The sequence below is a fragment of the Paenibacillus sp. J31P316 genome, assembly GCF_056269105.1.
In genome coordinates this window covers 80837-103808 of sequence record NZ_JBWDNI010000004.1, presented here as the reverse complement: position 1 = coordinate 103808, position 22972 = coordinate 80837, and the positions used below count along the sequence as shown (strand labels likewise).

The window sequence follows — 22972 nt, the reverse complement described above, 5'->3', positions numbered from 1 at the left end:
TGCTCGTCCGTTTTACATCAGGATAAGGATAATGGATTTCATAGGCAAAAACAAGGGAAGGAGGGCCGAATGCAGCTTGTCCCGCAATTATGTTAAAATGGAAACAGCTACATACGGAAACCAAGGAGATGACGCGACATGTTCAAAATCGGCTTTATCGGTCTAGGCGTCATGGGCGAACCCATGGCTGCCAACTTATTGCGGAAGGGCTATCCGGTCACGGTCTACAACCGCACGCCGGGTAAGGCGGCCCAGCTGACAGCGCTTGGCGCGGATGAGGCGCCGACGCCTGCGGCGGTTGCCCGTTCCTCCGAAATCATCATCACGATGATCAGCAACGACGATTCCATTCGCGAGGTCTACTACGGCGAGAACGGCATTCTCGGCGCCCTGCTGCCGGGAACGGTCGTGATGGACAGCAGCACGATTTCTCCGCCGCTGTCGCGCCAGCTTCATCAAGACATCAACGGCAAGTCCGCCGACTTCCTGGACGCCCCGGTAACGGGCAGCAAGCCGGCGGCCGAGAGCGGCACGCTCACGTTCATGGTCGGCGGCGACGTAGAAGTGATTCATAAAGTGAAGGACGTCCTCCAAACCATGGGACGCAAAATCATTCCGATGGGCCCTGGCGGCAGCGGCTCCGTCGCGAAGCTTGCCCACAACACGATCGTCGGCATCAACGTCGCCGCTCTCGTGGAAGGCATGGCGATCGCCGCGAGCGGCGGCATCGACGCCAAGTCGTTCTTGGAGCTGGTGCAATCCGGCGGCGCTGCAAGCAAGATGGCCGAGCTCAAGACGCCGAAGTTCCTGGATCGCGATTTCAGCGTCCAGTTCTCGCTCGCCTTGATGCTGAAGGATTTGCGGCTCGCCTCGCAGCTGTCGGATGAACTGAAGACGCCGACGCCGATTCTGGAGACGGTCAAGAGCTTGTACCAGATCGGCGATTCCATGGGCTTTGGCGATTCCGATCTCTCCGCGCTGGCGCACAGCTACGAGCAGTGGATCAATAAGCGCATCACGAACCACAGCGATGCGGAAGACTTTACGGCCGCTGCCAGCGCTTCCGCCGAGGCGACGGCCCCTGGCGTAGGAACGGCGAGTTCCTCAGCCGTTAACGGAGACCGCAGACGCAGCGAGCGCCTGGCGCTCAACGTGCCGCTCAAAGTATCCGTGTATCAATGGGAGCAGGAAGGCAGCTTTACGGGCCATTTGATCGACTGCACGCTGCGAGATCTTTCGGACAGCGGCCTGCAAATCGTTTCGGATGCTCCGCTTGAATGCGACATGTTCGTCGTCATTTATTTCCCGCAGGATGCCGGGCTTCCTCCGGTAACGGGACGCATCATTCGCATCGAGTCGAGCGGCTCCTCCTTCCGCTATGGCTGCATGCTCGCAGGTCTCGCTCCGTATCAGCGCTTGCTGCTGGAAAATTACATCAATAAGCAGATCACTATGGCCGACTAATTGCAACTCGCCCCTTCATGCCAAAAGGCTGCTCCATCCCCGCGTACGCGGCGGAATGGAGCAGCCTTTTCTACGTTCACTCTACGAAACATTGCAATGCTGTGCTTAGCGAACTAAGCTCGCGAAGCCTGTCTATTCTTGAATGTACGAGCAAGCGTAGTCCGTAATGGTTGCCACTTGCAGCTTGAATTTGGAGTTAGCCGGTACCGTGAACTCGCCTTCGCCGGAGATGCTGATCCATTCGGAATCGCCTGGAAGCAGCACTTTCAGGTCTCCTGCAAGGATTTCCATGATTTCTTTGGCATCCGTACCGAACTCATAGTCGCCCGGCAGCATGATGCCGAGCGTTTTCTTCGTGCCGTCCGCGAACAGAACGGTGCGGCTGGATACTTTGCCGTCGAAGTAAAGATTAGCTTTCTTGATCACGGTTACGTTTTCGTACTGGGACATTGGGGATGATCTCCTCGCGTTTAGGAATGATGGCTATACAAAAGCAGGACTTGCGATGCTTAAACAGCAAGCGGTGCAAGCCCCGCGATTTAATGAATATGGACCGTCCTGCGATTCTATAAATCGACTACAGCAGCGCTTTTACTTTGCTGACGACGTTCTCGACCGTGAAGCCGTATTCCGCGATGACGCGGTCGCCCTTCGCGGATGCGCCGAACGTGTTGATGCCGAGTACCGCGCCTTGATCGCCGACGTAGCGCTCCCAACCGAACGGCGAAGCCATTTCGATCGCAAGACGCGCTTTAACGTCAGGAAGAATCACGGAATCTTTGTACGCTTTGGATTGACGCTCGAACAGATCGAAGCTTGGCATGCTGATGACGCGAACGTCGATGCCTTCCGCTGCGAGTGCTTTCTGAGCCGCAACCGCGAGTTGAACCTCGGATCCCGTTGCGATCAGCTGCGCCTGCGGTTTGCCGTTTGCTGCTTCAGCAACGACATATGCGCCTTTGGCAATGCCTTCGCGGGAGTTCTCGTTCGTGCCTTCCAGAACCGGCAGGTTTTGGCGAGTCAGCACAAGCGCTACCGGCTGGTCTGCATTGGACAATGCATAGGCCCAAGCGGAAGACGTCTCGTTCGCATCCGCAGGACGGATCACCGTCAATTGCGGAATGATGCGCAGGGAAGCCAATTGCTCGATCGGCTCGTGCGTTGGACCGTCTTCGCCGACTGCGATACTGTCATGCGTCAGTACGAAAACAACTGGCTGTTTCATCAGCGCGGACAGACGAACCGCCGGACGCAGGTAGTCCGTGAAGACGAAGAACGTCGCGCCGAACGGTTTCACGCCGCCGTGCAGGCTCATGCCGTTGACTGCGGCAGCCATTGCGAATTCACGTACGCCGAAGTAGACGTTGCGGCCTTCGTAGCTGCCTGGCTTGAAGACCGGCAAGCCCTTCAGATGCGTCATCGTGGAGCTCTCGAGGTCGGCGGAGCCGCCGATCAGGTTCGGGATGTTTTTCGCCAAACCATTCAGGGCGTTGCCGGAAGCTACGCGCGTCGACAATGCTTTGTCAGCCGGCGTGTACGCAGGAAGCTCTCTGTCCCAACCCTCGGGCAGCTTGCCGCTGATTGCGGTTTCGAATTGCGCAGCCAGCTCAGGGTAAGCGGATTTGTAGGAAGCGAAGAGCGTATCCCAAGCCGCGTTTGCTTTCTCGCCGTTCGCTTTCACTTCGGCGAAGTGCGAGCGAACCTCTGCCGGCACGGAGAATGCTTCGTTCTCCCAGCCGTAGAATTGCTTCGTCAGCACCGTTTCTTCGGCGCCGAGCGGGCTGCCGTGCGTGCCCAGATGGCCGCCTTTGCCGCCTTTGTTCGGGCTGCCGTAGCCGATCGTCGTTTTCACTTCGATCAGCGTCGGTTTGCTGAGGTCGGCTTGAGCCGCTGCCACCGCTGCCGCGAGCGCGTTCAGGTCGTTGCCGTCTTCAACGCGCAGTACTTGCCAACCGTACGCTTCGAAGCGGCCTTGCACGTTCTCGGAGAAGGACAGGCTCAGTTCGCCGTCCAGCGAGATATCGTTGGAATCGTACAGCACGACAAGTTTGCCGAGCTTCAGGTGAGCCGCAAGCGAAGCCGCTTCGCTTGCAACGCCCTCGCTCATGTCGCCGTCGCCGCAGATCGCGAATGTATAGTGGTCGATAACGTTCAGGTCTTGTTTATTGTAAGTCGCGCCAAGATGCGCTTCGGCCATGGCCATGCCGACAGCCATCGCGAAGCCTTGTCCGAGCGGACCCGTCGTAGCGTCTACGCCGGCCGTGTGGCCGTACTCCGGATGCCCAGGCGTCAAGGAGCCCCATTGGCGGAAGTTTTGCAGCTCTTCGATCGGTAGATCGTAGCCCGAGAGATGAAGCAGGCTGTAGAGCAGCATGGAGCCGTGGCCCGCGGAGAGCACGAAACGGTCGCGGTTGATCCATGTCGGGTTCGAAGGATTGTGATTCATGGTTTTCGCGAACAATTGGTAGCCCATCGGAGCGGCCCCCATAGGCATGCCCGGGTGGCCGGAATTCGCTTTCTCGATCGAATCGATCGCAAGCGTGCGAATCGTGTCGATGGAAAGCTGGTCGATGGATTTCTGAGTAACTGTCATTACGTAAACTCCTCCTAAATCTCAATAGGTACACGACAGTTTGATCTGCATGCACGACCGGTATCGGCCGGACATGAAGCATTCTGCGCATGCATTTTTTCATTTGTTTCCTCATGCGGATTTCCCGCAATAGGCTTTGAAATATTGTATCATTACCACTTCGTCATTTCCATCTTTAATGAGCTTCCCACCGTAAAATCGACAAAGGACCACGGAACGGCAGACAAAAAACGCGCCAGTCCGGGAATCCGGCTGGCGCGTCTTGGCGGCGATGCTACCGCTGCTTATATTTAGTTAAAAACGACCGTCTTGTTCTGATGAACCAGAATCCGGTCCTCCACATGCCATTTCACGGCGCGCGCAAGCACGACGCGTTCGATCGTGCGGCCGATCCGCTTGAGATTGTCGACATCGTCGCGGTGGCTGACGCGCTGAACGTCCTGCTCGATGATCGGGCCGCCGTCCAATTCTTCGGTTACATAGTGAGCGGTAGCTCCGATGATTTTGACGCCGCGCTGGTAAGCCTGCGCATATGGCTTGCCGCCGACGAACGCCGGCAAGAAGGAATGATGAATGTTAATAATCCGGTTCGGGAACTGCTCGATGAACTTGGGCGAGATGATCTGCATGTACCTTGCGAGGACAATAATGTCCGCTTTGCCGGTAACGGCTTCAAGCTGCTGCTTCTCGGCTTCGGCCTTCGTATCCGGCGTAACCGGAATATGATGGAACGGAATGCCGAACGATTCCACAAGCCCTCTCATATCGGGATGATTGCTCACGACCATCGCGATATCGGCGTCCAGATCGCCAGCCTGCCACTGCCAGAGCAGCTCGAGCAGGCAATGGTCCTCCTTCGATACGAATATCGCGAGGCGCTTCTTGCGGCTTGCGCGGAACGTGTGCCATTTCATCTCGAAACGGTCCGCCACGCGGGTGAAATCCTCCTGGAGCACAGGCAGCTCGCGCTCCAAGTCGGTAAGATCGAACTCGAAGCGGATGAAGAACATGCCGCCGCCGGGATTCAAGGTGTATTGATCGGACTGTACGATGTTCGCGCCGTGCTCGTAGAGAAACTGCGATACGGCTGCCACGATGCCGTTGCGGTCCGGGCAGGAAATGAGCATCCGCGCGCGGCCCGACTTATCCGGACGCTGCGAAGGCTGCTGGGTTGGATGACTAGTAGACATATAAAAAGCGACTTCCTTCCGTCAACAATTAGATGAGCCGGCCGAAGCCGGTTTTACGCATTACGCGTTTACGAGCAGCGTCTTGCCCGCGAACCAAGCCGTGATGCGCTGGTTGACTGCCTCTTCGGACAGGTCTGGCAGCACGCGGTGCTCGGCCACGAGGTCGTACAGACGATCCATCGGCTCGCGAGGATCGGCTTTCTTCGCTTTCGCGTCGTTCTTAAGCACATCCCACACGCTCAGGACGAACTGGCGGTGGTCGATGTCCTGCTTGCCGAAGAAGTGGTGCAGGCGTTCGACGTCCTCCAGGAATTGACCGCCGAAACGGCCCGAAGCATCGCCGCGAAGCAAAGCGATCTCCGCCTCGTACATCGGACGCTGCGTCTTGTCCTCTTGGCCGATCCATGGCGTCTCGAGAATGAACGGACGTCCCTTGAGCGCTTCATGGTGAACGATGTTGTGTATGGCGTCATGGCCGATCCAGCCTGCACCGATCGGGGCATGGCGGTCCTTGCCGGCGCCGCGAGGGTTCTTGCTGTCGTTGACATGCACGACGGCGACGCGGTTCAGACCGACGATCCGGTCGAATTCGTTCAGCACGCCGTCCGCGTCGTTGACCAGGTCATAGCCGGCATCATGCATATGGCAGGTGTCCATGCAGACGGTCAACCGATCGTTGGAAGCAACCTTGTCGATAATAGAGGCAAGTTCCTCGAAGCTGCGACCGATCTCCGTTCCTTTGCCGGCCATCGTCTCGAGCGCGATGTTCACGTTCGTTTCTTTCGTGCCGTTCAGTACTTCATTCAGACCTTCGGCGATCCGTGCGATGCCGTATTCGGCGTCCTTGTCCGTATAGGCGCCGGGATGGAGCACGATATTGCGTACGCCGATGGCGTCCGTGCGGCGGATTTCCTCTTGCAGGAATCTGACGGCCAGTTCGAATGTGTCGTCTTTATAGGAACCCAGATTAACAATATAAGGAGCATGCACGACGATTTCGTCGATCCCCGCTTCGCTCATCGCTGCCTTGCCTTCCGGAATGTACAGGTCTTCCATCGGCTTGCGGCGCGTGTTCTGCGGTGCGCCGGTATAGATCATGAACGTGCTGGAGCCGTAAGTAACGGCCTCGTTCGCTGCGGTGAGCAGCCCTTTATCAGAAAATGAAACATGCGAACCGATTTTCAACATGGACGAATTTCGCTCCTTTCGTTTATACGGCGGAACCCTGCCTTGTCGCGGGTCTCCGAGTTAAACGCTTGTCCTTCCTATTTTACAAGGAATGGCGAAATAAATCTAGGTTCCGGAATTTTCCTTTGTTGCGGGAAAGGCAATACATGGCTTATAATGAAGTACGATTTATCCGAAGATAATGGCATAATGTGCGTCAAGAGGTGAAAGCTAGCGATGGCTCCGAATTGGTTCATGTATTTTATCGTATTTTGGGCAGTTGTCATGATCGTCTTCATGTCGATCGGCGGATACTTCATGTTCCGCAAGTTTCTGAAGGTCCTCCCGATGCGGGACGGCAAGTCCAAGCTGGATTGGCAAAACTATTGGGTGGAGCGCAGCCGCGGCATGTGGCCCGAGGATTCAAAGGATTTTCTGGAGAAGCTCGTAGCGCCGGTACCAAGCGCTTTCCGAGATATTGCAAGACATTCGATCGCAGCCAAAATCGCGCAAGTGGCGGTTGAAGGCGGCTCGGCCGAGGTATCGCGCAGCCACTGCATCGAGGGCTATATCCGGGCAACGCCGAAGCGCGATTATCGCAGCCTCGTTTCCTTCCTGGAGAAAGAACAGATCGATTACAAGCCCTACGCGCATTTATTGAATAAATAAGCCGCCCCTCAAGGCGGCTTTTGTTGTACCATGGAAGTAATCAGGAAGTAACTGGAACCGAGGAGGCGTACGCAATGAAAGTGGCGGTAACGGGAGGAACAGGCTATGTGGGCAGCCTGCTGGTGCAAGCATTGCTTGATCGAGGGGACGAGGTCGCCGTCATCACCCGCTCTGCGGGACGACGGGCAGCCGGGCCCAAGCTCCGCTATGTCACCTGGTCGCAGCTTGCCGAGTCGCCTTCCGTGCTGGACGGATTCGGAGCGATCGTGAATCTAGCCGGAGAATCCATCAACAGGCGCTGGAACGAAGCAGGGAAGCACGCGATTCTGCAATCCCGGCTGGACGCCGCTTATGCAGTCGGAGCAGCCGTTGCCGCATTGGCGCATAAACCCGGGGTTGTCGTCAATGCTTCGGGCATTTCGATCTATGGCACCGACGATAGCATCGCCCACGATGAAAAGAGCGATGTCCGCGGCAAGGACTATCTGTCGTCCGTCGTCGTTCAGTGGGAGGCAGCGGCTGATCGTATACCTGCGGAGAGGCTTGTTAAACTGCGCGTCGGACTCGTCCTTGGCATGAAGGGCGGAGCTTTCCCGGCCATGCTGCTGCCTTACCGTCTGTTCGCCGGCGGCCGGATCGGCGGCGGAAAACAATGGATTCCATGGATTCACGAAGACGACATGGTCCGCTTGATTCTGTTCTGCATCGATAATCCCGACATCGAAGGCCCCGTCAATGCCTGCGCGCCAGAGCCGCTGACCAACGACGATTTCGGACGGGCCGTCGGCAAGGCTGCCGGCAGACCGCATTGGTTCCCGTTGCCGGCCTTCCTGCTGAAGACGGTCCTTGGCGAGCTGTCCTTCCTGCTGCTCGAAGGATCGCGAGCCGTCCCCCGCAAGGCGCTGGAGCATGGATTTACGTTCCGCTATGCAGACATTGCTTCCGCATTGCGCCAACTGCTTGGGAAAGGCCGCTAACCGCTGTCGTTAACCCGCTCGGAAAATATAGACCGGCCCCTGCTCGCCGGCAAGTTGAAGCTTGTCGGAATCGGCAAGCGCATACGTCTTATACGGGATCATCGCACTTCCGTTCAGCGTGCTCCCGTTGCGCGAACCCATATCTTTCACCGACCAGAACCCCTCGCTGCCCGACAGCTCTAAATGGGCCCTCGAAATGCCGGATGCCCGGTCCGTATAATGCGTGCCTTCACTGGAACGGCCAATCAGAAATTGCAGCCGTTCCAGCGCGATCTTCTCCGCCTGTCCCTCCGTTTGTCGTTCCAGCCATGGACGATGATTCTCTTGTGCCGGCCTCCCCTTGGCAGCATCTCCGAGCATTACCGTGGCATCGTCAGCCGCGGAAGACTTGAAAACCATCTGTCTGACGGGCAAGTTGCTTACGGGTTCGCCCCGCCTCGGTTCTCTCTCCCGCAATGCTTCTTCTCTAGCTGCTGCCGCATCATTCGTTCGCAAGAATGGATGCACCGAAGCGCCGGCCCCCAGCGCGAGCGAATTCGGTACAAATGCATCGTCAGCCGACCAGCCCTTCTCCCCTCCCTCTGCCGCCGCACCGCCTCGCATTCGGCGTAATACGATCAGAGCCATAGCCCCCGCCATGAGCGACAGTCCAGCACACAGGAGCAGCTTCGATTGCGACGGAGAAGCAAGATAGATAAATCGCCACACGACGGCTGCGATAAGAACCCACCCCGCTCCGACGATCCATCCCATTGCGGATGACGGCTGTTTCTCGGGAAGCTCGTTGAAAGGCAGGTCAACCTCCTCGCCAAGTTCCTTCTGATCCCAGCCGCTTGCGCTTGCCCAAGCTGACTCGGGCGGCACATTCTCGCGGGCGGCCGTCGTTCGTGCAGGCGGCGAATCGAAGGAAGCCTTCTCGACCTTTGGTTCGCCAGCAGCAACGAAATGCAAAACCTCAGCTTTCTCTTTACTCTGGACGGTATTCCCTTGCATTCCGGCAGTACTGGCACCAAGTAGCGCGAGCAGCGTCTGCCTGAGCCGCTCCCAGGCAACCAGTTCACCACGCAGATGCTGAAACACCTGCTGCAGACCGATTCCATCTGGCTCTTCGATCGCGGCTACCCAGCGGATGGCCATGGCCAACACGGCTTCACCTGCGGAGGAGACCACTTCCTTGCCGCTCAACGGAACGTAAGCAAGCATGGCTTCATCCCAATTCTCCCCGATGAATATATATTGTTCGTGCAGCAGGAAGCATTCCGCGCGGAGCATGTAATGTCTGCAATCGTCCAAAACCTCGACGACGGCCAGCAGCAGCGTATAAAAGTCGAACATCGTCATTCGCTGGGTTTGGAGACGATGCATCAGCATTCGTTTACCGTTGAGCGGATAACGGAACGTGATTTCGCCGTCAATGTCTATCCACTCCACCGGCAGATGCTTGGGTATACGCTGTCCCTGCAGCATTTGGATTTCAATGCTGTCCAGCTGTTCCCGTTTCATGCCGGACTTCAAGTCCACGATCATTTCATGGCCGCGTTTCATGGCGAAATCGACCCGAAGCTCATCTAGAAGCATCCTTGCTTCCTCCTTTCAAAGTTAAAACGCCATCATGTACCATGCCGTTAGAGCTCCCGGCACGACAGCGATCATGAACGGAAACCGCAGGCTTCCGCCATCCGCGAAGCTTGCCTCCCAAGCACGAAGCCGGGATTCGGCTACGATGACCGATACCGCGCCAAGCAGAATCCGCCTGCCGAACGAGCGATTGATAACCAGCATGACGAGTCCCAGCAATCCGCCGTACAGTACGGCATACATAAAGATTTGCAAGACGTCCGCCGCGCCTACAACCGCGCCTAATGCCGCAAAAAACTTGACGTCTCCCGCTCCGATCCCTTTGAGCAGGTAGAGCAGCAGCAGCGGCACCAGGCCTGCCGCGCAGCCAGCCAAAGCCAGTGTTCCCCCGGCGAGACCTCCAGTTATCAAGTGATAGGCGACACCTGCCGCAAGAAACGCGAGGTTCAGCTTGTTGGGAATGGTCATCGACCGAATGTCGCTGACAAACGCAGCGATGACGAACAAGGCTCCTATGATACAGGTCAGCGTGCTATCCATTGGATCCGTCTCCTTCGGTCTGTTTCTTCTGCACGACAAAATGTTTGGCAGCCGACGTCCCGTCATCTGCCGTTACGACGATCTCCCAGGTTCCCGGGGTCGTATTGCCCGATACGTGCCATGTCCAGTCCGCTAAGCCTTCGCCGTCGGTAACCGTATCCCCCAAATGTTTAGCCGTGCTTTGGCCGCTCTTATAATGCACCTGGATGGACAGGCTTCGCCCGGGACTCGTCTTCACGACCACTCGCGCTTTGTTGCCTGGTCTTACGGGAGAAGGCTCCACCAGCACGATTTGGATCGGCGCATGCTCGGAGTCCGAAGCGCTCCCAGTCCGAAGTGAAGGAACGATATCGGGCGTCCATACCCGCTCCTCTGCCCGTTCCGTAAGAACGATGGTTTTGCGCGTAAACGGGAAGCCGAGCTTGAACGCATATTCCACTTCCATGGATATGGACAAGTCGCTCCGGTCCTTCAAGTCGGGCAGCGAAATCTTGCTGAGCCTTAGCCGTTCAGGATCCAGAATCGCCGTATCCGCTTCATGGCGCAGCATCGGCTCGATAATGGAACGGCCAACCTCCGCAGCCGCGGTATCTTGAATCGATTTCCAATCCCCTCGCAGCGCTGCTGCTAGTATCGGGCCTGAAGGCGGGGGCAGCCAGCCTTCCAGCTTGTCCGCCAGAAACCGGACAGCGGCCGAAGGTTCTTGAGCTGCGACGCTATCTTCTGCGGTCTGCGAATCGTCGGATGATGCCGCCGAACCATCGTTCGTCGCACTCCCCCCAACGGGCAATTCCGATGAGCTGCCTTCGTCCCGCATCCCCTCTCTAACGGCGAGATCGATCGGATGAATATTGGCAGCGGCCTGCCTGACCGTTTGCGAGACGGCGCCATGCAGCGCCATCTGTGCCGCGCTCAATTTAATGAGCATAATGAAGAAGATAGCCACCATCAGCACGACGGGCAGCACTAAACTCGCTTCTAGCGCTATGCTGCCTCGTTCGCCCCGCCGTTCATCCGTAAGAGGTACCGATCGTCTGCGTTTTCTCATAGCGGCCGTCCTTTACCTTTCCATTCAAAATGCCCGTTGCCGTAAACGCCCTCATCAGTCCCGGCAGGAACCATAAGTTGACCGAGGACGTCATCTCACCGGATAAGCCCGTGGCCGCCATGGTCAGATCGGCACCCGTATTATGCTCGATGACGGCAATGATGCGGGAAGTCCGCGCTTGGCCGCCGCTGCCGTGAAGGATGAGAAAGACACGCAGGTAATCAGCATAGGTCAACTCGGCCGGCACGTACTTCGAGAGCTGTACCTTCCCTTTCTCCGATAGAACCGCCATGTCCGCAATCGCCTTCTCCAACCCATACAGCACGGCCGCCGACAATACGAGCAGCGGATGCCCGAGCGCCCTGCATGCGATAAGTCCTTCCATCGTCCGAATGGCCAGCCTCGCCGCGAAGATCTCACCGACCGCGGCAGCGACATTGGCCTCCGGCTCCTGAAACCCGTAGAGGATGTACTCGACCTCCTGGTTCTCGAGGGCAAGCGCCTTCGAGAATGACGCTCGATCGCCTTGACCGCCGCCGGATATCATCCCGCGGAGCTGCGTAGGATCAAAGCTGCGAAAGCGATGAACGACGTATTCGTTGACATAAAGCGGATCGCGAATCCCTTCCAGAAGGTCGGCCATACCGCCGAACATCGTGCCCATGGACGCCAAGGCAGACTTGGCTTCATCTCCGGCATCGTCTGAGCGGTCAGCATCGTCTGAACGGCCAGCATCGGCATCGTTATCCAGCTCTTCGCTGGCAGCTTGATTAAATTGCAAATTGTCCGCTGCCAGCTGTTTCACCTCTTCGAAAGCTTTCTTCTGCTCTTCTTGACTGGGGTCGGACTTCAGCCCCCCGAGCATCGATTTCACTTCGGACCATTTGGTTTTCGCCGCGGCTTCATTGGATTTGCGCTCTGCATCATGAGCGTGCCTTCGTTGGAATTCATTCTTTCTGGCAATAATGACCGTTCCGGGATTGGAGTAACTGGCCTCGTAACGATGGGCAGCACCATTCAAATCCGACCAAGCCCCGTCAAGACTAGCAGCCATACCTGTCGTAGAGACGGCTGACTGGACAGCAGCCTGGAACGCAGCCGCTGCGGCATTGATGCTCCGGTAGTCCCCGAGCTGCTCATTGAGCTCTTGGCGATAGTCCGTGAACCACGCCTCCTCCAAGACAAGCCCTTCGGCGGATGTCCTTGTTTGTTCGAGTTGCGAGAATTCCTCCGCAGTCATGGAAGAACTGTCCTTCCCGGCTGCGTCCGCGCCCGATAACTTGTCGTATCCGCTCGTGTCCTGCGACTGCCGCATACGTTCGGCTGCGGAAGCGATCGCGGCGTTCAGCTGCTCTGCGGCCATCAGCTCGGACAAAGCTTGCGCCGTGTCGCTGCCATGACGTTCCAGGCCGGTATCGGCGGCGCTCTTCACGGCGGCGGCAGCGGCCTGCGAACGGGCCGCATAGGCAGCAATGGCGTCCGTATGCTTCGGCTCTTCATCCTCGCCAAGCGAAGCATCCTCTTGACGCCAACTTTCGTAAGCACCATATCCGCTGAAAATGCCAGAGGCGGTCGACAGCGCTCCGTTCAGATCGGATACCCGAGCCGCTGCTCCCTCCTGAAGCCGGGCTGCTCGTTCGAGATGCTCCTCGCGATCTTCGTAGAGCTGCCGGATGTCCTCGAGTCCTCCGATTGTCGCGGATGCCTCCTTCATCGCGGCGCTCATTGGCGCAAAACGCGACACGATCTCCATCGTAAAATCGATCGGCGCTTTATATTTCATTTCCTCGAGCACTTGACGGGTAAAAACGAGTTGATTCCCGAGTACTTCCTCGGTATCCACATGCGACGCTTCCCGCCGGATACGAAGCCATTGAAAATGATTGCCGTTATCGGCGGGCCAGTTATGCTCGGCCGCCAGCGCGAACAGCTCGCTTCTGTCCGTACCGCCCGCGCCGAACAGTCCGTACCGCTCATACAGCGACTGATCGTAGGCAGAGAGCGCCGAACGAATACCGGACTGCGCGGCCAACTCGGTCTGTTTGTCGAAAGCGGCGATCCGCGCATAGTCGATCAGCAGCGAAGTGAAAAGCAGCATCGCGGCCGTCGCAACGATCAAATACAGCGACACCGCGCCATCCGCCCTGCGCCAAACCGACAAGCTTAACCGGTTTCCCCCAAGCCGCCAGCATTCCTCCCACCGAAAGCGTCGCTTCCGTATCATGGTTTGGACGCCTGCCGATCGCCCAAAATAACCTGCGCCTGCTTGCGTTGATCGCCGCTTAACCCGCCTTTGAACTTGCCGGCATAGTAACGTACCAAGTCAACGTTACGGATCAGCTCGACGGGATCGACGATGGAAGCCGATCCCTTGGTCATAGGCTCCGAATGTCCGAGGAACGTATCCAGCAGAGGAATGGAGAGCGGCTGGCGCAGCTTGAGCTCGACCCGTTTCTCGATTGCGCCGTAATAACGAGACTCGCCTTCAAACGGGCTGCCGACTCTGCCGGCTTCCGCGCTCATTTTTCGCTCGGGCAGCGAGCGTCCCTCCTCGCTACCCTCCTCGGCAGTACCGATGGCCATGCTGACTCCAGCTTCGCCGCCGCTCTCTCCGCCAAAATCAAACAACGATTTCAACGCGCCGTTGTCCGCCATTCGCCAATACAATCCGTCGTATTGCCCCGTCGGTGCAATACCGCTGATAGGGTCGCGGGCGCTGTTATCCCAGCGAAAGGCTGTCCGCTCCGCTGTTTTCGAAGCCGCATGATAGAGCACGACGGTCTGATAGGTGTACATGCTCAGCATGAGAAGCGAGATTAAGGCAAGGAACAGCACGGGGAACACCATGCTGGCCTCCAGCGTGAAGCTGCCGTCCTCCCTTTTCGCGAGAGCGGCCATCCAAGGATTAGCTCTATTCATCGAAGATTTCATTCGCCTTCTCGTCCGCGCTGCCCATTAGATTTTTGAGCAAATCAATGATCCAGTCCTTGAACAGAAGCGCCAGAATAATGACAACCGCAATGATAAGCACGACCTCCAGCGTGCCTAAGCCTTCCTCGCCTTTCCAAAAATTCCGAACCGCTTGTTTCCACTTCGACAACATAATCCTCTCCCTACATGAGTGTTTTCTTCTATACTCGCTAGCCCCGCATCATCAGAATGGCAGGCGACGCAACAAGCACCATCAGGACAAAAAAGATACCGACGAGCGGAAACACAAGCTTCGAGGACGCTTCCTCGCCCCTTGCGCGAACGACTGCCTTGCGCTTCTCCCACAGCGAATAGGACAGTTCCTTGAGCGAGAGCACCAGCCGGTCTCCGCCGCGCCTATAATTGAGCAGTAGCGTCGTCGTGAAGACGGACACTTCCTGCACGCCGCAGCGCCGGCTGAAAATTTCCATCGCCGCGGCAAACGGTTCTCCGTTGCGGACGGATTCGTTCACCCGCCGCAGCTCGAGCAGCAGCGGATGCTGCCCCTGCTCGTCGTTCCGCTCCGCGCAGCGTACCAAGGCACGCTGCAGCGTCTCCCCCGCGCCGAGCAGCAGCATCAATTTACCCAGCACCTCCGGCAGCAGCAGCACAATGTCCTGCTTCCGGCGCGCGACTTGTCCGGCGACATCCTTCCATTTCGCCGCCGGAATGACCAAGCCGAAGAGCAGCCCGAGACCAACCAGCATCGGTTCTCCGCTCAGCACGCTCAGCCAAGCCCCTGCCCACATCGCCACAAAGCCGAAACCGATTGCTTCGGCAATGAATCCGCGGCTGGCTTCGGCGGACCATGTGCTTCCTTTCAGAAGGAGCAGCCTGCCGTGCAAGCCGGCCGCGAGCGGCTGAAACCGATCCAGCAGCCCGCTCCGATGGAGCAGCGCTTTAAACGGCGCCGCAAGGAGGCGCTCCTTCGGCTCGCTCTTGCTTCCCTTCATGCGATCGCGCTCGCTCAAATACAGCGAGAAGCTCCATACGACCGTCAACAGCAGTCCCACTGCCCAAGCAACCATCATCGGCGACCATCTCCTTATAGACGGATTTTCATGATTTTGGACATGAGCATGTAACAGAAACCAAGAGCGAGCAGCGCGCCGGTCAGCAGAAAATAACCCGCTCCGCTGTACAACGGCTTCATATAGTCCGGCGCGGAAATGCTGAGAAAAGCCAAAAAAATGAACGGAACAGCCATCATGATCCGGGATTCGAATCGTTTCTGCGCGACCATGACCGCGATTTCCTGCTGCACCTCGAGCTTCTCGCCGATCATTTGGGACGTGCGGCGAATGACGTCCACCATATCTCCCCCGGATCGTTTGCACGTCATGAAGACGTCGGCAAACTGCATGATGTCATCGATGCGAGCTCTTCGGCTGAAATCGTTCAGCGCCTGCTCCAGCGGCTCCCCGTAACCTATACGAGCGGCGACGATTTCGAATTCGATAATGATTTCCGTATTCGGACTGGGATATAGCAGATGCAGATCCTCCTGGGCCGTCAAAAACGCATTCTCGACGGATCTGCCTGCCGCAAGCGACGAAGCGATGGAATAGAGCGCCTCCTTGAACTGCTGCGCGAGCCGCTGCTTTCGTCGTTCCAGCAGGAACCTCCGGTACAACCGGGGGACGACGATTCCCGCAGCGGACAATAACAGTGCAGCCGGCACCGAACGATAGAACAAGAAGGCTGCAGCAAACACGATTCCGCCGCCGAACACGCATGCCGTCATGAATTGCTGCCTGGTCAGCCGGTACTCCGAATAATGAATCAAGCCCCCTGCGGCATGGACGCCTGCTCTTGCCGCCGCGGAATCCGGCCAAGCGAGCCATTCCGCCCAATCTTTCTTCCGCCGTCCTTGCTGCTTCACGCGCCTCTGCCTCCCCAAACATCGGATATGCCTGCCATTCTCAGCTTCCAGGTGCGCTGCAGCTCATTGCCGGCGCGCTTCAAACCGCCGATCAATCGGCCGTTCCGCTCGCCTTCTTCCTCGAAGCGATATAACGGCTGGAGCGCTACTTCACCGTTCACGACGCCGGTCACTTCGCAGATTTCCGTTACCCGACGAGATCGGTCGCGCAGCCTGGACAGATGCACGACGATGTCGATCGCAGATGCGATCTGCTGCCGAATGACCGCAACGGGAAGCTCGGCACCGCTAAGCGCCATCGTCTCCAGGCGCGCGATCATGTCTCTTGCGCTGTTAGAATGGCCCGTAGAGAGCGATCCGTCATGCCCAGTATTCATGGCTTGCAGCATGTCGATTGCCTCCCCGCCCCGCACTTCCCCGACGATTATGCGATTCGGCCTCATCCGCAGCGAAGCCCGGATCAGCTCGCGCATGGAGATGGCCCCCTTCCCCTCGGTGTTCGCATTGCGCGTCTCCATCGTGACGAGATTGGGGACGGACACGATCTGCAGCTCTGCCGCATCCTCGATCGTGACGAGACGTTCGTCGTCGGGAATGAACTGGGACAGCGCATTCAGAAACGTTGTTTTGCCGGAACCTGTCCCCCCGCTGATGAAAATGTTGTATTTCGCCCGAACGAGCTTCTCCAGCAGCGCGGCCGCCTCGTCCGGAAGAGCCTCGAGCTTGATCAGATCCTGCATCAGAAGCGGCTTGTCCGGGAATTTCCGAATCGTCATCGTCGGCCCTTTCAGCGCGACCGGCGGCAGCACGATATGAACCCGCGATCCATCCTTCAAGCGGGCGTCCACGATCGGCGACGATTCGTTCACGACGCGATTCACGCCGGCTACGACCGATTGAATCAAATCCTCCAACCGTTCCCGGCTCTCGAAAGCGAACGGCAGCCGCGTCAGTCGACCGCCCCGCTCGACGAACAGCTCCTCATGACCGTTGATCATGATCTCCGTCACGGAGGGATCATCCATCAAGGGCTGAATGAGATCCAGCCCGCGGAAGGCGTGAAACAACCGGCGAACCAATTGAATCTTCTCCCCGGCCGGCAGGGGATGCTCGGCGCACCATCCGAAAACGACGCGTTCGATCTTGGCCGTGAGCTCGCCGTCGGATATGGCGCTGTCCAATTCCAGCTGCCCGCGAATGCGCTCCTTCAAGAGCTGCACCGTTTCTTCGCGCATGTTCCCGCCTCCTTACAAAATACCGAGCTTGCGAACCAGCCCGTCTACGGCTCCCCTGTAATGGGGAACCATCGCACCGGTCGCGTTCAAATGATCGCCGCCCGCCCATTCCTCCACGTACGGAAGCACAGCGTCGAGCCGGGAAGAGCTTCCGCTTGGCAAGTCCTCCCGATTCGGCAAGGCGCCCTTCTGAACGAAGCGGAATTTCGGCTGCTGATCTCGGAAGGCCTGGCCGAATTTGCGGTCGGCATATCGCATCGCCAGCTCGTTCTTGCGCCCGCTTGCGGCGTCCGGCGTCACGAGCCACAGAATCGTATCGCATGCCTCGAACACGCCGGCATGCAGCACATCCAGCCTGCTGTCCAAATCAACGACGATGAAGCCGTAGTCGCCGGTGTCCGCGATCGCGGTGACCAGACTTTGGGCTTGTTCAGCCCCGAGTGACAGCCTTTCGTCCGGATTGTCGCTAGGGACGAACATGTCCATTCCCAGCACAGGATGGCGCCGGCGAAGCGCCGAGACGGCAGACGCCCCTTTGCCAGGCTCCGATTGGAGCGTATAGAGAAGCTTGGCAAAATCATCGCCTCCCCCGGCCGTCTCCTCCGAGGCCATGGAACCATTCCACTGCTCTAAATTCAAATAGAACGATTGGACTCCCGATATGCTGGCATGCCTCGCCAGCTGCATGGCAAGCGTGGTCTTGCCCGAACCGCCCGATGCGGAGTATACAGCCGCAACTACAGGTCCCTGTCCACGGAGCGCAGGCTTAGGAAGCGTATGGCCGCTAGCCGCATACAACGCAGTGAAGGCTTGAAGCAGTTGAGGCAGCGGCTGATACTGCAGCAATTCGTTCGCATGACGAGACTGCCCGTGAAACTCGACGAATGCGGCCGTCGCAATCGGCGCAGGCAGCTCGCCGAGCTCCTCCAGCATCGCGGATTGCGCGGCAAGCAGGTCGACCGAGTAGCCGCCGCGAATAAAACCGCGGAGCGCTGCCGCGTTCGTGAATGCAGTCAACTGCCAGCTTTCTCCGAAGGCGGAATGACGGATATAATCGGCCAGCCGCTCGACATAGGCGCTTTCTTTTACCGCCACGATTAGATTTCGTTTGTTCATGATGCTCGGTTCCACACTCCTCCAGGATGAGAAGAACGCAAAAAAGCACCATAACGACGCAAGGTTCTGCGCAGTTACGGTGCTTCCGTAGCGAACTTCATATAATTGACCATAATTTACCATGGAAGGATTATGGTGTCAACCCCTCTTCACGCTAACTTTCGGCTCGCCTTTAAGACTTGCTTACGAATTTATTAGTTGCTTATATTTTGTAAGCAAGGTATACTCAAGTTAGTAACGACATAAAAGATGAGTTACTTAATTTTACATTTCAACCACATATGGAGAGGAAGAATTCATAATGAACACAACCAATACATCGGCTGCCTTGACGGCAGAACAAGTCATGCGCGCCCGCAATTCCGTACGCAAGTACAAGAGAGACGTGGTCATTCCCGAAGCGGACCTGAACGGAATTCTCGAGCTCGCGGCAACTGCTCCATCCTCATGGAATCTGCAGCAATGGCGCTTCCTGGTTATCCAGGACCAAGCACAGAAAGATCTCGTGCTTCCGATCGCATACGGCCAACAGCAAGTGTCCGACGCTTCGGCTGTCATCATCGTCCTGGGTGATCTGCAAGCGAACATCACGGGCCGCGAAATCTTCGAAGGCGCCGTGGCAGCAGGCCATATGCCGAAAGAAGTAGCGGATACGATGATCGCTCAAATCGACGGCGCATATTCGTTCGAGCAAGTCGCGCGTGACGAAGCGAACAAAAATGCCGGCTTCGCAGCTATGCAGCTGATGCTTGCAGCAAAAGAAAAAGGCTACGACACGGTTCCAATGGGCGGCTTCGACAAAGAGAAGCTCGTGGAAGCACTGAACATTCCTTCGCGTTATATCCCGGTCGTTATGATCGCGCTCGGCGAAGCAGCGGCTCCAGCGCATGCATCCGCTCGTCTGCCGCTTAGCACGCTCGTCATCAACGAATCGTTCTAATTTCGTTGCATCTCTTATAACTATCGAAAGCCCTCCGTTCTCTATCAGAGACCGCGAGGGCTTTTTAATGTCCAGCTAGTAAGGCGCACCGAACCAGAAGAATCCAAGCTAATGCACCGTATGTTCGCCGTCATGACCGATCGCGTTCGCGCCGAGCAAGTCAAAAGAATGGGGAGCGGCATGCCTTCCGAAGAACAGTCCGATTTCCCTTGCCGCGCTTGCTGCCGAATCGGACCCATGCACGATGTTGCCTGCAATATCCATCGCAAAATCCCCTCGTATCGTTCCCGGCGCCGCCTCGACGGGATTCGTCTTGCCGATCAGCGCCCGCGCGTTCTCGACCGCATGCTCGCCTTGCCAGATCATGGCGCACACCGGGCCTGACGTTAAATAGTCGACGAGCTCGCCGAAGAACGGTTTCGTTTTCAAGTCGCCGTAATGCCGTTCCGCCAGCGCGCGGTCGATTTGCAGCAATTCGATCGCCGCCAGCTTGAACCCTTTCTGCTCGAAACGCGTGATGATCGGACCGATTAATCCCCTGCTCACGCCGTCCGGTTTTACCATGACAAATGTCTGTTCTTGCTGCATCGCCAATCTCCTTCCGTGATTACCTTCCTAATTCTGCCGATGGGACAGAAAAACGGCGCAGACGCCCTCTCGGGCCGCACCGTTCCTATAAGCATCAGTATTCCACGAAAGCGAGATTTTATTCACTCTCTCATCCGAACTTTAGTTGTCCCCTATTCCTCCGTCAGCGCCAGGAATGCATCCACATCCGCTAGCAGCAGCGCTACCGCTTCCCGCCAGAAGTCAGGCTCATCCAACCTTACGCCCAAATGCTTCTCGCCCAGTTCTTCCACGGTCATCAATCCCGTATCCCGCAAGAGCGAGACGTAACGTTCCGCGAACGAAGCGCCTTCCTTCTTCGCGATGGCGTAGATGCCGCCGCTGAACAGGTAGCCGAACGTGTACGGGAAGTTATAGAACGGAACGTCCGTCAAGTAGAAATGCAGCTTCGCCGCCCAGAAATGCGGGTGGAGCTCGCCAAGCGCGCCGCTGAACGCTTCCCGCTGCGCTTCTTCCATCAGCCCGTTCAGCTCTTCCTGACTAACCATGCCTTCGCGGCGCTTCTCGTAGAATCGTGTCTCGAACAGGAAGCGCGCGTGGATATTCATGAAGAACGCAACCGCGTTCTGCAGCTTCTCGTCCAGCAGCGCCAGCTTCTCGCCTTGTTCCGTCGCCGCTTCAAGCGCCGAGTCCGCCACGATCATTTCGGCGAAGGTCGAGGCGGTCTCCGCCACGTTCATGGCATATTCCTGCGCAAGCGGCGGCAGGTCGTTCATCACATGCTGGTGATAGGCGTGGCCAAGCTCGTGCGCAAGCGTCGACACGTTATCCGGCGTGCCGGAGTACGTCATGAAGATACGCGTTTGCTCGCTCTTCGGGAAAGCCGTGCAGAAGCCGCCGGGACGTTTGCCGGGACGGTCTTCCGCCTCGATCCAGGCATCCTTGAACGCCATCTCCGTGAAATCGGCCAAGTCCGGGCTAAACGCGCCGAACTGCTCCTTGATGAATACCGCCGCCTCGTCGTAGGAAACCTTCTTCTCCGTCTGACCGAGCGGCGCCGCGACATCGTGCCAGTCGAGCTTCGTCAGCCCGAGCAGCTTTGCTTTGCGCTCCAGATAACGAACCAGCTTCGGCTTGCCTTCCGTGACCGCGGACCACATCGCGTTCAGCGTGGCTTCGCTCATCCGGTTGATTTCAAGCGGTTCCTTGAGGATCGACTTCCAGCCGCGCTTATCGTACAGCTTCAAGCGGAATCCGGAAATCCGGTTCAGCGTATCGGCGCACAGATCGGCCTGCTCGCCCCAAACGCGTTCCCACTCGGCAAACGCTTCTTCGCGCACGGAACGATTGCTGTTCGAGAGACGGTTGAACATCTGTCCGGCGGACAATTGCTTCGACGTACCGTCTTCCTCTTTTGTCTCGAAACGAATCCGGGAGACGATCGTGTTATAGAAATCTCCCCAGCCATGATAACCGTCAACCGCCAGCTCGCCAGCCAGCGCTTCCTGCTCCGGCGGCAGCTTTTCTTTCGACGCTTCGCGGCGCTCGTTCAACACGAACGCAACCGGAGCGGCTTCGCCGGATTGCACCCACGCCTGCCAGGATGCATCGTCCGTGCGGAGCAGCTTCTCGTCGAAGCTCGTCAGCGCGGCATTGAACTTCGCCGACATCGTCTTCACCCGGTCGTTCAGGCCGTTCGCGGCCGCGTCCTTCATCTGCTGCGCCTGCAGGCAGGACACGAACGAATCGGACTGGCGGATGCGAAGCAGGATGGACTGCACCGCGGCGGTCCAGCTCGTCAGCTGCTCCGAAGACGGAGCCTCGCCGGCCGTCAGCGCCGCGAGTTCCCTCGTCAACGATTCGATATCCCGTTCCATGCCGGCTAGTTCCGCTAGAAATGCCGCCGAGCTCGAGCCGCCCTCGTAAATTACGTCCAAGTCCCAAGTGATTGGATAATGGTTTGTCATCGTGTCACTCCTTAAAGTTATTGCGAATGAAATCCGCTGCCGGTAATCCGGTAAGAATAGCAAAAACTACGTCGGAAGCATAAACTTAAAGTTTTTTCGCGCGCAGCACGCTGCCGCTCTTCGCGTTGCGTAATGGACGGCATCGGTGTATAACTGATTATAACGGTAATGTTGTCCCTTTTACCAATCCTATGCAGTCGCAGCTTCCGTTCATAACAAGGGCAAGGCCTACGAAAATAAGGAGTTGACACCGATGTCCCAACCATTGCAGCTATCTGCCGAGACCGCCGTAAAGCTGTCCAAGGAGCTGAACGTTCCGCTGGAGCATCTCATGCATATGCCGAAGCATATTTTGTTGCAGAAAATCGCCGAGCTGGCCGCCAAGGCAGCCGCCGAGCCCGAGAGCAAACCCGAGGATGAAGGAGACGGCAAGCCGTGATTCCGTTCGAGCGCTCCTGGCCGTACGACATCATCATGAAGGACGTGTACGTCTCCTCCTGTCCGTTCTGCGGCCAGGATAACGTCCTGCTCCCGCTCCGGCCGAGAGAAATCCCCGACATCCACACCGGCAAAAAGAAGCTGCTCGTCTTCCCCTGCTGCCGGAACCGGGTCACCGTCGTGGATGCGGACCAAGACTACCTCCTGACCGATACCGTGCTGCGGCGCGCCTGATGCTCCACGGAGAGATGCCGCAGTCTCCGCTTCTCGGCAAGGCATCCAACTCGCCGCTTTACGACAAAGAACCTCCACGACCACGCGCTGCCATGCAGCCGTGATGATGGAGGTTCTTTTTTTGCAGCGCATTTTGCAGCCAACTCAATCCCTCGGATAATTGACGCCCATGATATCCATGAAAGGGACCTTGTCCAATCCGTCCGCCGTATTCACATGAACCTTGCCCGTTCTGGAGTCCATCGTTACGATTTGCCCGCGCACGTTCTCTTCCCTTCCCCAAACGGTCAGCAGAATCACGGATTCCTCCTGAAAGGCCTCCACCAGCTGATTGCCTATCTCCTCCAGAACGAACTCGTCTCTGGTCGGTCTCTTCGGTACTTTCGCTTTTGCCAAT

23 protein-coding genes are annotated in these 22972 nt (G+C 57.5%); 6 read left to right on the top strand and 17 right to left on the bottom strand.

Annotated elements, in window-relative coordinates:
* The first annotated feature begins 138 nt into the window (after window positions 1–138).
* Complete coding sequence (locus AC0YNU_RS15885; protein ID WP_475758173.1) at window positions 139–1464, top strand: NAD(P)-binding domain-containing protein; 1326 nt, start codon at window positions 139–141, stop codon at window positions 1462–1464.
* Window positions 1465–1596: 132 nt separating this feature from the next.
* Here the strand turns inward: AC0YNU_RS15885 and ppnP are convergent, their stop codons facing one another.
* The 4 genes from ppnP to AC0YNU_RS15865 form a co-directional block, all read right to left on the bottom strand.
* A complete protein-coding gene (gene ppnP, locus AC0YNU_RS15880; protein ID WP_161701622.1) occupies window positions 1597–1914 on the bottom strand; it encodes a pyrimidine/purine nucleoside phosphorylase in 318 nt (105 codons plus the stop codon).
* A gap of 127 nt (window positions 1915–2041) precedes the next feature.
* Complete coding sequence (tkt, locus tag AC0YNU_RS15875) at window positions 2042–4057, bottom strand: transketolase (protein WP_475758172.1); 2016 nt, start codon at window positions 4055–4057, stop codon at window positions 2042–2044.
* A gap of 290 nt (window positions 4058–4347) precedes the next feature.
* The gene (gene purU / locus AC0YNU_RS15870; RefSeq protein ID WP_475758171.1) at window positions 4348–5247 is read right to left on the bottom strand and encodes a formyltetrahydrofolate deformylase; all 900 of its coding nucleotides are present in this window, start codon (window positions 5245–5247) and stop codon (window positions 4348–4350) included.
* 60 nt (window positions 5248–5307) lie between these two features.
* The gene (locus AC0YNU_RS15865) at window positions 5308–6435 is read right to left on the bottom strand and encodes a deoxyribonuclease IV (RefSeq protein ID WP_475758170.1); all 1128 of its coding nucleotides are present in this window, start codon (window positions 6433–6435) and stop codon (window positions 5308–5310) included.
* 216 nt (window positions 6436–6651) lie between these two features.
* Between AC0YNU_RS15865 and AC0YNU_RS15860 the strand changes: the two genes are divergently transcribed.
* Window positions 6652–7083 carry a DUF2621 family protein gene (locus AC0YNU_RS15860; RefSeq protein WP_475758168.1) on the top strand — a complete coding sequence of 144 codons (432 nt, stop codon included), beginning with the start codon at window positions 6652–6654 and terminating at the stop codon, window positions 7081–7083.
* Window positions 7084–7157: 74 nt separating this feature from the next.
* Window positions 7158–8060, top strand: coding sequence for a TIGR01777 family oxidoreductase (locus AC0YNU_RS15855; RefSeq protein WP_475758166.1), 903 nt, complete (start codon window positions 7158–7160; stop codon window positions 8058–8060).
* Between the two features lie 9 nt (window positions 8061–8069).
* On the opposite strand, the gene AC0YNU_RS15850 is transcribed toward AC0YNU_RS15855, so the two are convergent.
* Genes AC0YNU_RS15850 through AC0YNU_RS15805 form a run of 10 tightly spaced genes read right to left on the bottom strand, consistent with a single transcriptional unit; the run spans window position 8070 to window position 18429 of the window.
* Entirely contained in the window at window positions 8070–9638 is a 1569-nt protein-coding gene (locus AC0YNU_RS15850) for a DUF6382 domain-containing protein (RefSeq protein WP_475758164.1), read from the bottom strand.
* Window positions 9639–9659: 21 nt separating this feature from the next.
* Window positions 9660–10178: an A24 family peptidase gene (locus AC0YNU_RS15845; RefSeq protein WP_475758161.1), complete on the bottom strand. Its 519-nt coding sequence runs from the start codon at window positions 10176–10178 to the stop codon at window positions 9660–9662.
* Window positions 10171–11226 carry a TadE/TadG family type IV pilus assembly protein gene (locus AC0YNU_RS15840; protein ID WP_475758159.1) on the bottom strand — a complete coding sequence of 352 codons (1056 nt, stop codon included), beginning with the start codon at window positions 11224–11226 and terminating at the stop codon, window positions 10171–10173. Before AC0YNU_RS15840 ends, AC0YNU_RS15845 begins: the two co-directional genes overlap by 8 nt.
* Complete coding sequence (locus tag AC0YNU_RS15835; protein WP_475758157.1) at window positions 11189–13450, bottom strand: hypothetical protein; 2262 nt, start codon at window positions 13448–13450, stop codon at window positions 11189–11191. Before AC0YNU_RS15835 ends, AC0YNU_RS15840 begins: the two co-directional genes overlap by 38 nt.
* On the bottom strand, window positions 13447–14145 hold the full coding sequence (locus tag AC0YNU_RS15830; protein WP_475758155.1) for a TadE family protein: 699 nt from the start codon (window positions 14143–14145) through the stop codon (window positions 13447–13449). The genes AC0YNU_RS15835 and AC0YNU_RS15830 overlap by 4 nt, the downstream gene beginning before the upstream one ends.
* On the bottom strand, window positions 14138–14329 hold the full coding sequence (locus AC0YNU_RS15825; protein ID WP_475758153.1) for a Flp1 family type IVb pilin: 192 nt from the start codon (window positions 14327–14329) through the stop codon (window positions 14138–14140). The genes AC0YNU_RS15830 and AC0YNU_RS15825 overlap by 8 nt, the downstream gene beginning before the upstream one ends.
* Window positions 14330–14366: 37 nt before the next feature.
* A complete protein-coding gene (locus tag AC0YNU_RS15820) occupies window positions 14367–15227 on the bottom strand; it encodes a type II secretion system F family protein (RefSeq protein ID WP_475758151.1) in 861 nt (286 codons plus the stop codon).
* Window positions 15228–15241: 14 nt separating this feature from the next.
* Window positions 15242–16078 (bottom strand): type II secretion system F family protein, encoded by an 837-nt coding sequence (locus tag AC0YNU_RS15815; RefSeq protein WP_475758149.1) that lies wholly within the window; start codon window positions 16076–16078, stop codon window positions 15242–15244.
* The gene (locus tag AC0YNU_RS15810) at window positions 16075–17313 is read right to left on the bottom strand and encodes a CpaF family protein (protein ID WP_475758147.1); all 1239 of its coding nucleotides are present in this window, start codon (window positions 17311–17313) and stop codon (window positions 16075–16077) included. The genes AC0YNU_RS15815 and AC0YNU_RS15810 overlap by 4 nt, the downstream gene beginning before the upstream one ends.
* Before the next feature lie 12 nt (window positions 17314–17325).
* Complete coding sequence (locus AC0YNU_RS15805) at window positions 17326–18429, bottom strand: P-loop NTPase family protein (protein WP_475758145.1); 1104 nt, start codon at window positions 18427–18429, stop codon at window positions 17326–17328.
* A 301-nt stretch (window positions 18430–18730) separates the two neighbouring features.
* Between AC0YNU_RS15805 and AC0YNU_RS15800 the strand changes: the two genes are divergently transcribed.
* Window positions 18731–19369 (top strand): nitroreductase family protein, encoded by a 639-nt coding sequence (locus AC0YNU_RS15800; protein ID WP_475758143.1) that lies wholly within the window; start codon window positions 18731–18733, stop codon window positions 19367–19369.
* A 108-nt stretch (window positions 19370–19477) separates the two neighbouring features.
* Here the strand turns inward: AC0YNU_RS15800 and ndk are convergent, their stop codons facing one another.
* Both ndk and AC0YNU_RS15790 read right to left on the bottom strand, forming a co-directional pair.
* Window positions 19478–19957, bottom strand: coding sequence for a nucleoside-diphosphate kinase (ndk, locus tag AC0YNU_RS15795; protein ID WP_475758141.1), 480 nt, complete (start codon window positions 19955–19957; stop codon window positions 19478–19480).
* Between the two features lie 152 nt (window positions 19958–20109).
* Window positions 20110–21903 (bottom strand): M3 family oligoendopeptidase, encoded by a 1794-nt coding sequence (locus AC0YNU_RS15790; RefSeq protein ID WP_475758139.1) that lies wholly within the window; start codon window positions 21901–21903, stop codon window positions 20110–20112.
* A 253-nt stretch (window positions 21904–22156) separates the two neighbouring features.
* Between AC0YNU_RS15790 and AC0YNU_RS15785 the strand changes: the two genes are divergently transcribed.
* Together AC0YNU_RS15785 and AC0YNU_RS15780 are read left to right on the top strand one after the other, a co-directional pair.
* Window positions 22157–22342, top strand: a complete 186-nt coding sequence (locus AC0YNU_RS15785; protein ID WP_475758137.1) for a YycC family protein — start codon at window positions 22157–22159, stop codon at window positions 22340–22342.
* Entirely contained in the window at window positions 22339–22575 is a 237-nt protein-coding gene (locus tag AC0YNU_RS15780) for a hypothetical protein (protein WP_161701659.1), read from the top strand. Before AC0YNU_RS15785 ends, AC0YNU_RS15780 begins: the two co-directional genes overlap by 4 nt.
* A gap of 144 nt (window positions 22576–22719) precedes the next feature.
* On the opposite strand, the gene AC0YNU_RS15775 is transcribed toward AC0YNU_RS15780, so the two are convergent.
* Window positions 22720–22971, bottom strand: coding sequence for a YolD-like family protein (locus tag AC0YNU_RS15775; RefSeq protein ID WP_475758861.1), 252 nt, complete (start codon window positions 22969–22971; stop codon window positions 22720–22722).
* Window position 22972 lies beyond the last annotated feature (1 nt).

Excerpts from the sequence above, each read along its gene's own strand:
- AC0YNU_RS15885 (WP_475758173.1), top strand. The coding sequence starts at position 139 with ATGTTCAAAATCGGCTTTATCGGTCTAGGCGTCATGGGCGAACCCATG.
- ndk (WP_475758141.1), bottom strand. The coding sequence starts at position 19,957 with ATGCAGCAAGAACAGACATTTGTCATGGTAAAACCGGACGGCGTGAGC.
- AC0YNU_RS15820 (WP_475758151.1), bottom strand. The coding sequence starts at position 15,227 with ATGATGGTTGCTTGGGCAGTGGGACTGCTGTTGACGGTCGTATGGAGC.
- AC0YNU_RS15805 (WP_475758145.1), bottom strand. The coding sequence starts at position 18,429 with ATGAACAAACGAAATCTAATCGTGGCGGTAAAAGAAAGCGCCTATGTC.
- AC0YNU_RS15855 (WP_475758166.1), top strand. The coding sequence starts at position 7,158 with ATGAAAGTGGCGGTAACGGGAGGAACAGGCTATGTGGGCAGCCTGCTG.
- AC0YNU_RS15800 (WP_475758143.1), top strand. The coding sequence starts at position 18,731 with ATGAACACAACCAATACATCGGCTGCCTTGACGGCAGAACAAGTCATG.
- AC0YNU_RS15845 (WP_475758161.1), bottom strand. The coding sequence starts at position 10,178 with ATGGATAGCACGCTGACCTGTATCATAGGAGCCTTGTTCGTCATCGCT.
- tkt (WP_475758172.1), bottom strand. The coding sequence starts at position 4,057 with ATGACAGTTACTCAGAAATCCATCGACCAGCTTTCCATCGACACGATT.
- AC0YNU_RS15860 (WP_475758168.1), top strand. The coding sequence starts at position 6,652 with ATGGCTCCGAATTGGTTCATGTATTTTATCGTATTTTGGGCAGTTGTC.
- AC0YNU_RS15835 (WP_475758157.1), bottom strand. The coding sequence starts at position 13,450 with ATGATACGGAAGCGACGCTTTCGGTGGGAGGAATGCTGGCGGCTTGGG.
- AC0YNU_RS15810 (WP_475758147.1), bottom strand. The coding sequence starts at position 17,313 with ATGCGCGAAGAAACGGTGCAGCTCTTGAAGGAGCGCATTCGCGGGCAG.
- AC0YNU_RS15840 (WP_475758159.1), bottom strand. The coding sequence starts at position 11,226 with ATGAGAAAACGCAGACGATCGGTACCTCTTACGGATGAACGGCGGGGC.
- AC0YNU_RS15850 (WP_475758164.1), bottom strand. The coding sequence starts at position 9,638 with ATGCTTCTAGATGAGCTTCGGGTCGATTTCGCCATGAAACGCGGCCAT.
- AC0YNU_RS15785 (WP_475758137.1), top strand. The coding sequence starts at position 22,157 with ATGTCCCAACCATTGCAGCTATCTGCCGAGACCGCCGTAAAGCTGTCC.
- purU (WP_475758171.1), bottom strand. The coding sequence starts at position 5,247 with ATGTCTACTAGTCATCCAACCCAGCAGCCTTCGCAGCGTCCGGATAAG.
- ppnP (WP_161701622.1), bottom strand. The coding sequence starts at position 1,914 with ATGTCCCAGTACGAAAACGTAACCGTGATCAAGAAAGCTAATCTTTAC.
- AC0YNU_RS15830 (WP_475758155.1), bottom strand. The coding sequence starts at position 14,145 with ATGAATAGAGCTAATCCTTGGATGGCCGCTCTCGCGAAAAGGGAGGAC.
- AC0YNU_RS15790 (WP_475758139.1), bottom strand. The coding sequence starts at position 21,903 with ATGACAAACCATTATCCAATCACTTGGGACTTGGACGTAATTTACGAG.
- AC0YNU_RS15865 (WP_475758170.1), bottom strand. The coding sequence starts at position 6,435 with ATGTTGAAAATCGGTTCGCATGTTTCATTTTCTGATAAAGGGCTGCTC.
- AC0YNU_RS15825 (WP_475758153.1), bottom strand. The coding sequence starts at position 14,329 with ATGTTGTCGAAGTGGAAACAAGCGGTTCGGAATTTTTGGAAAGGCGAG.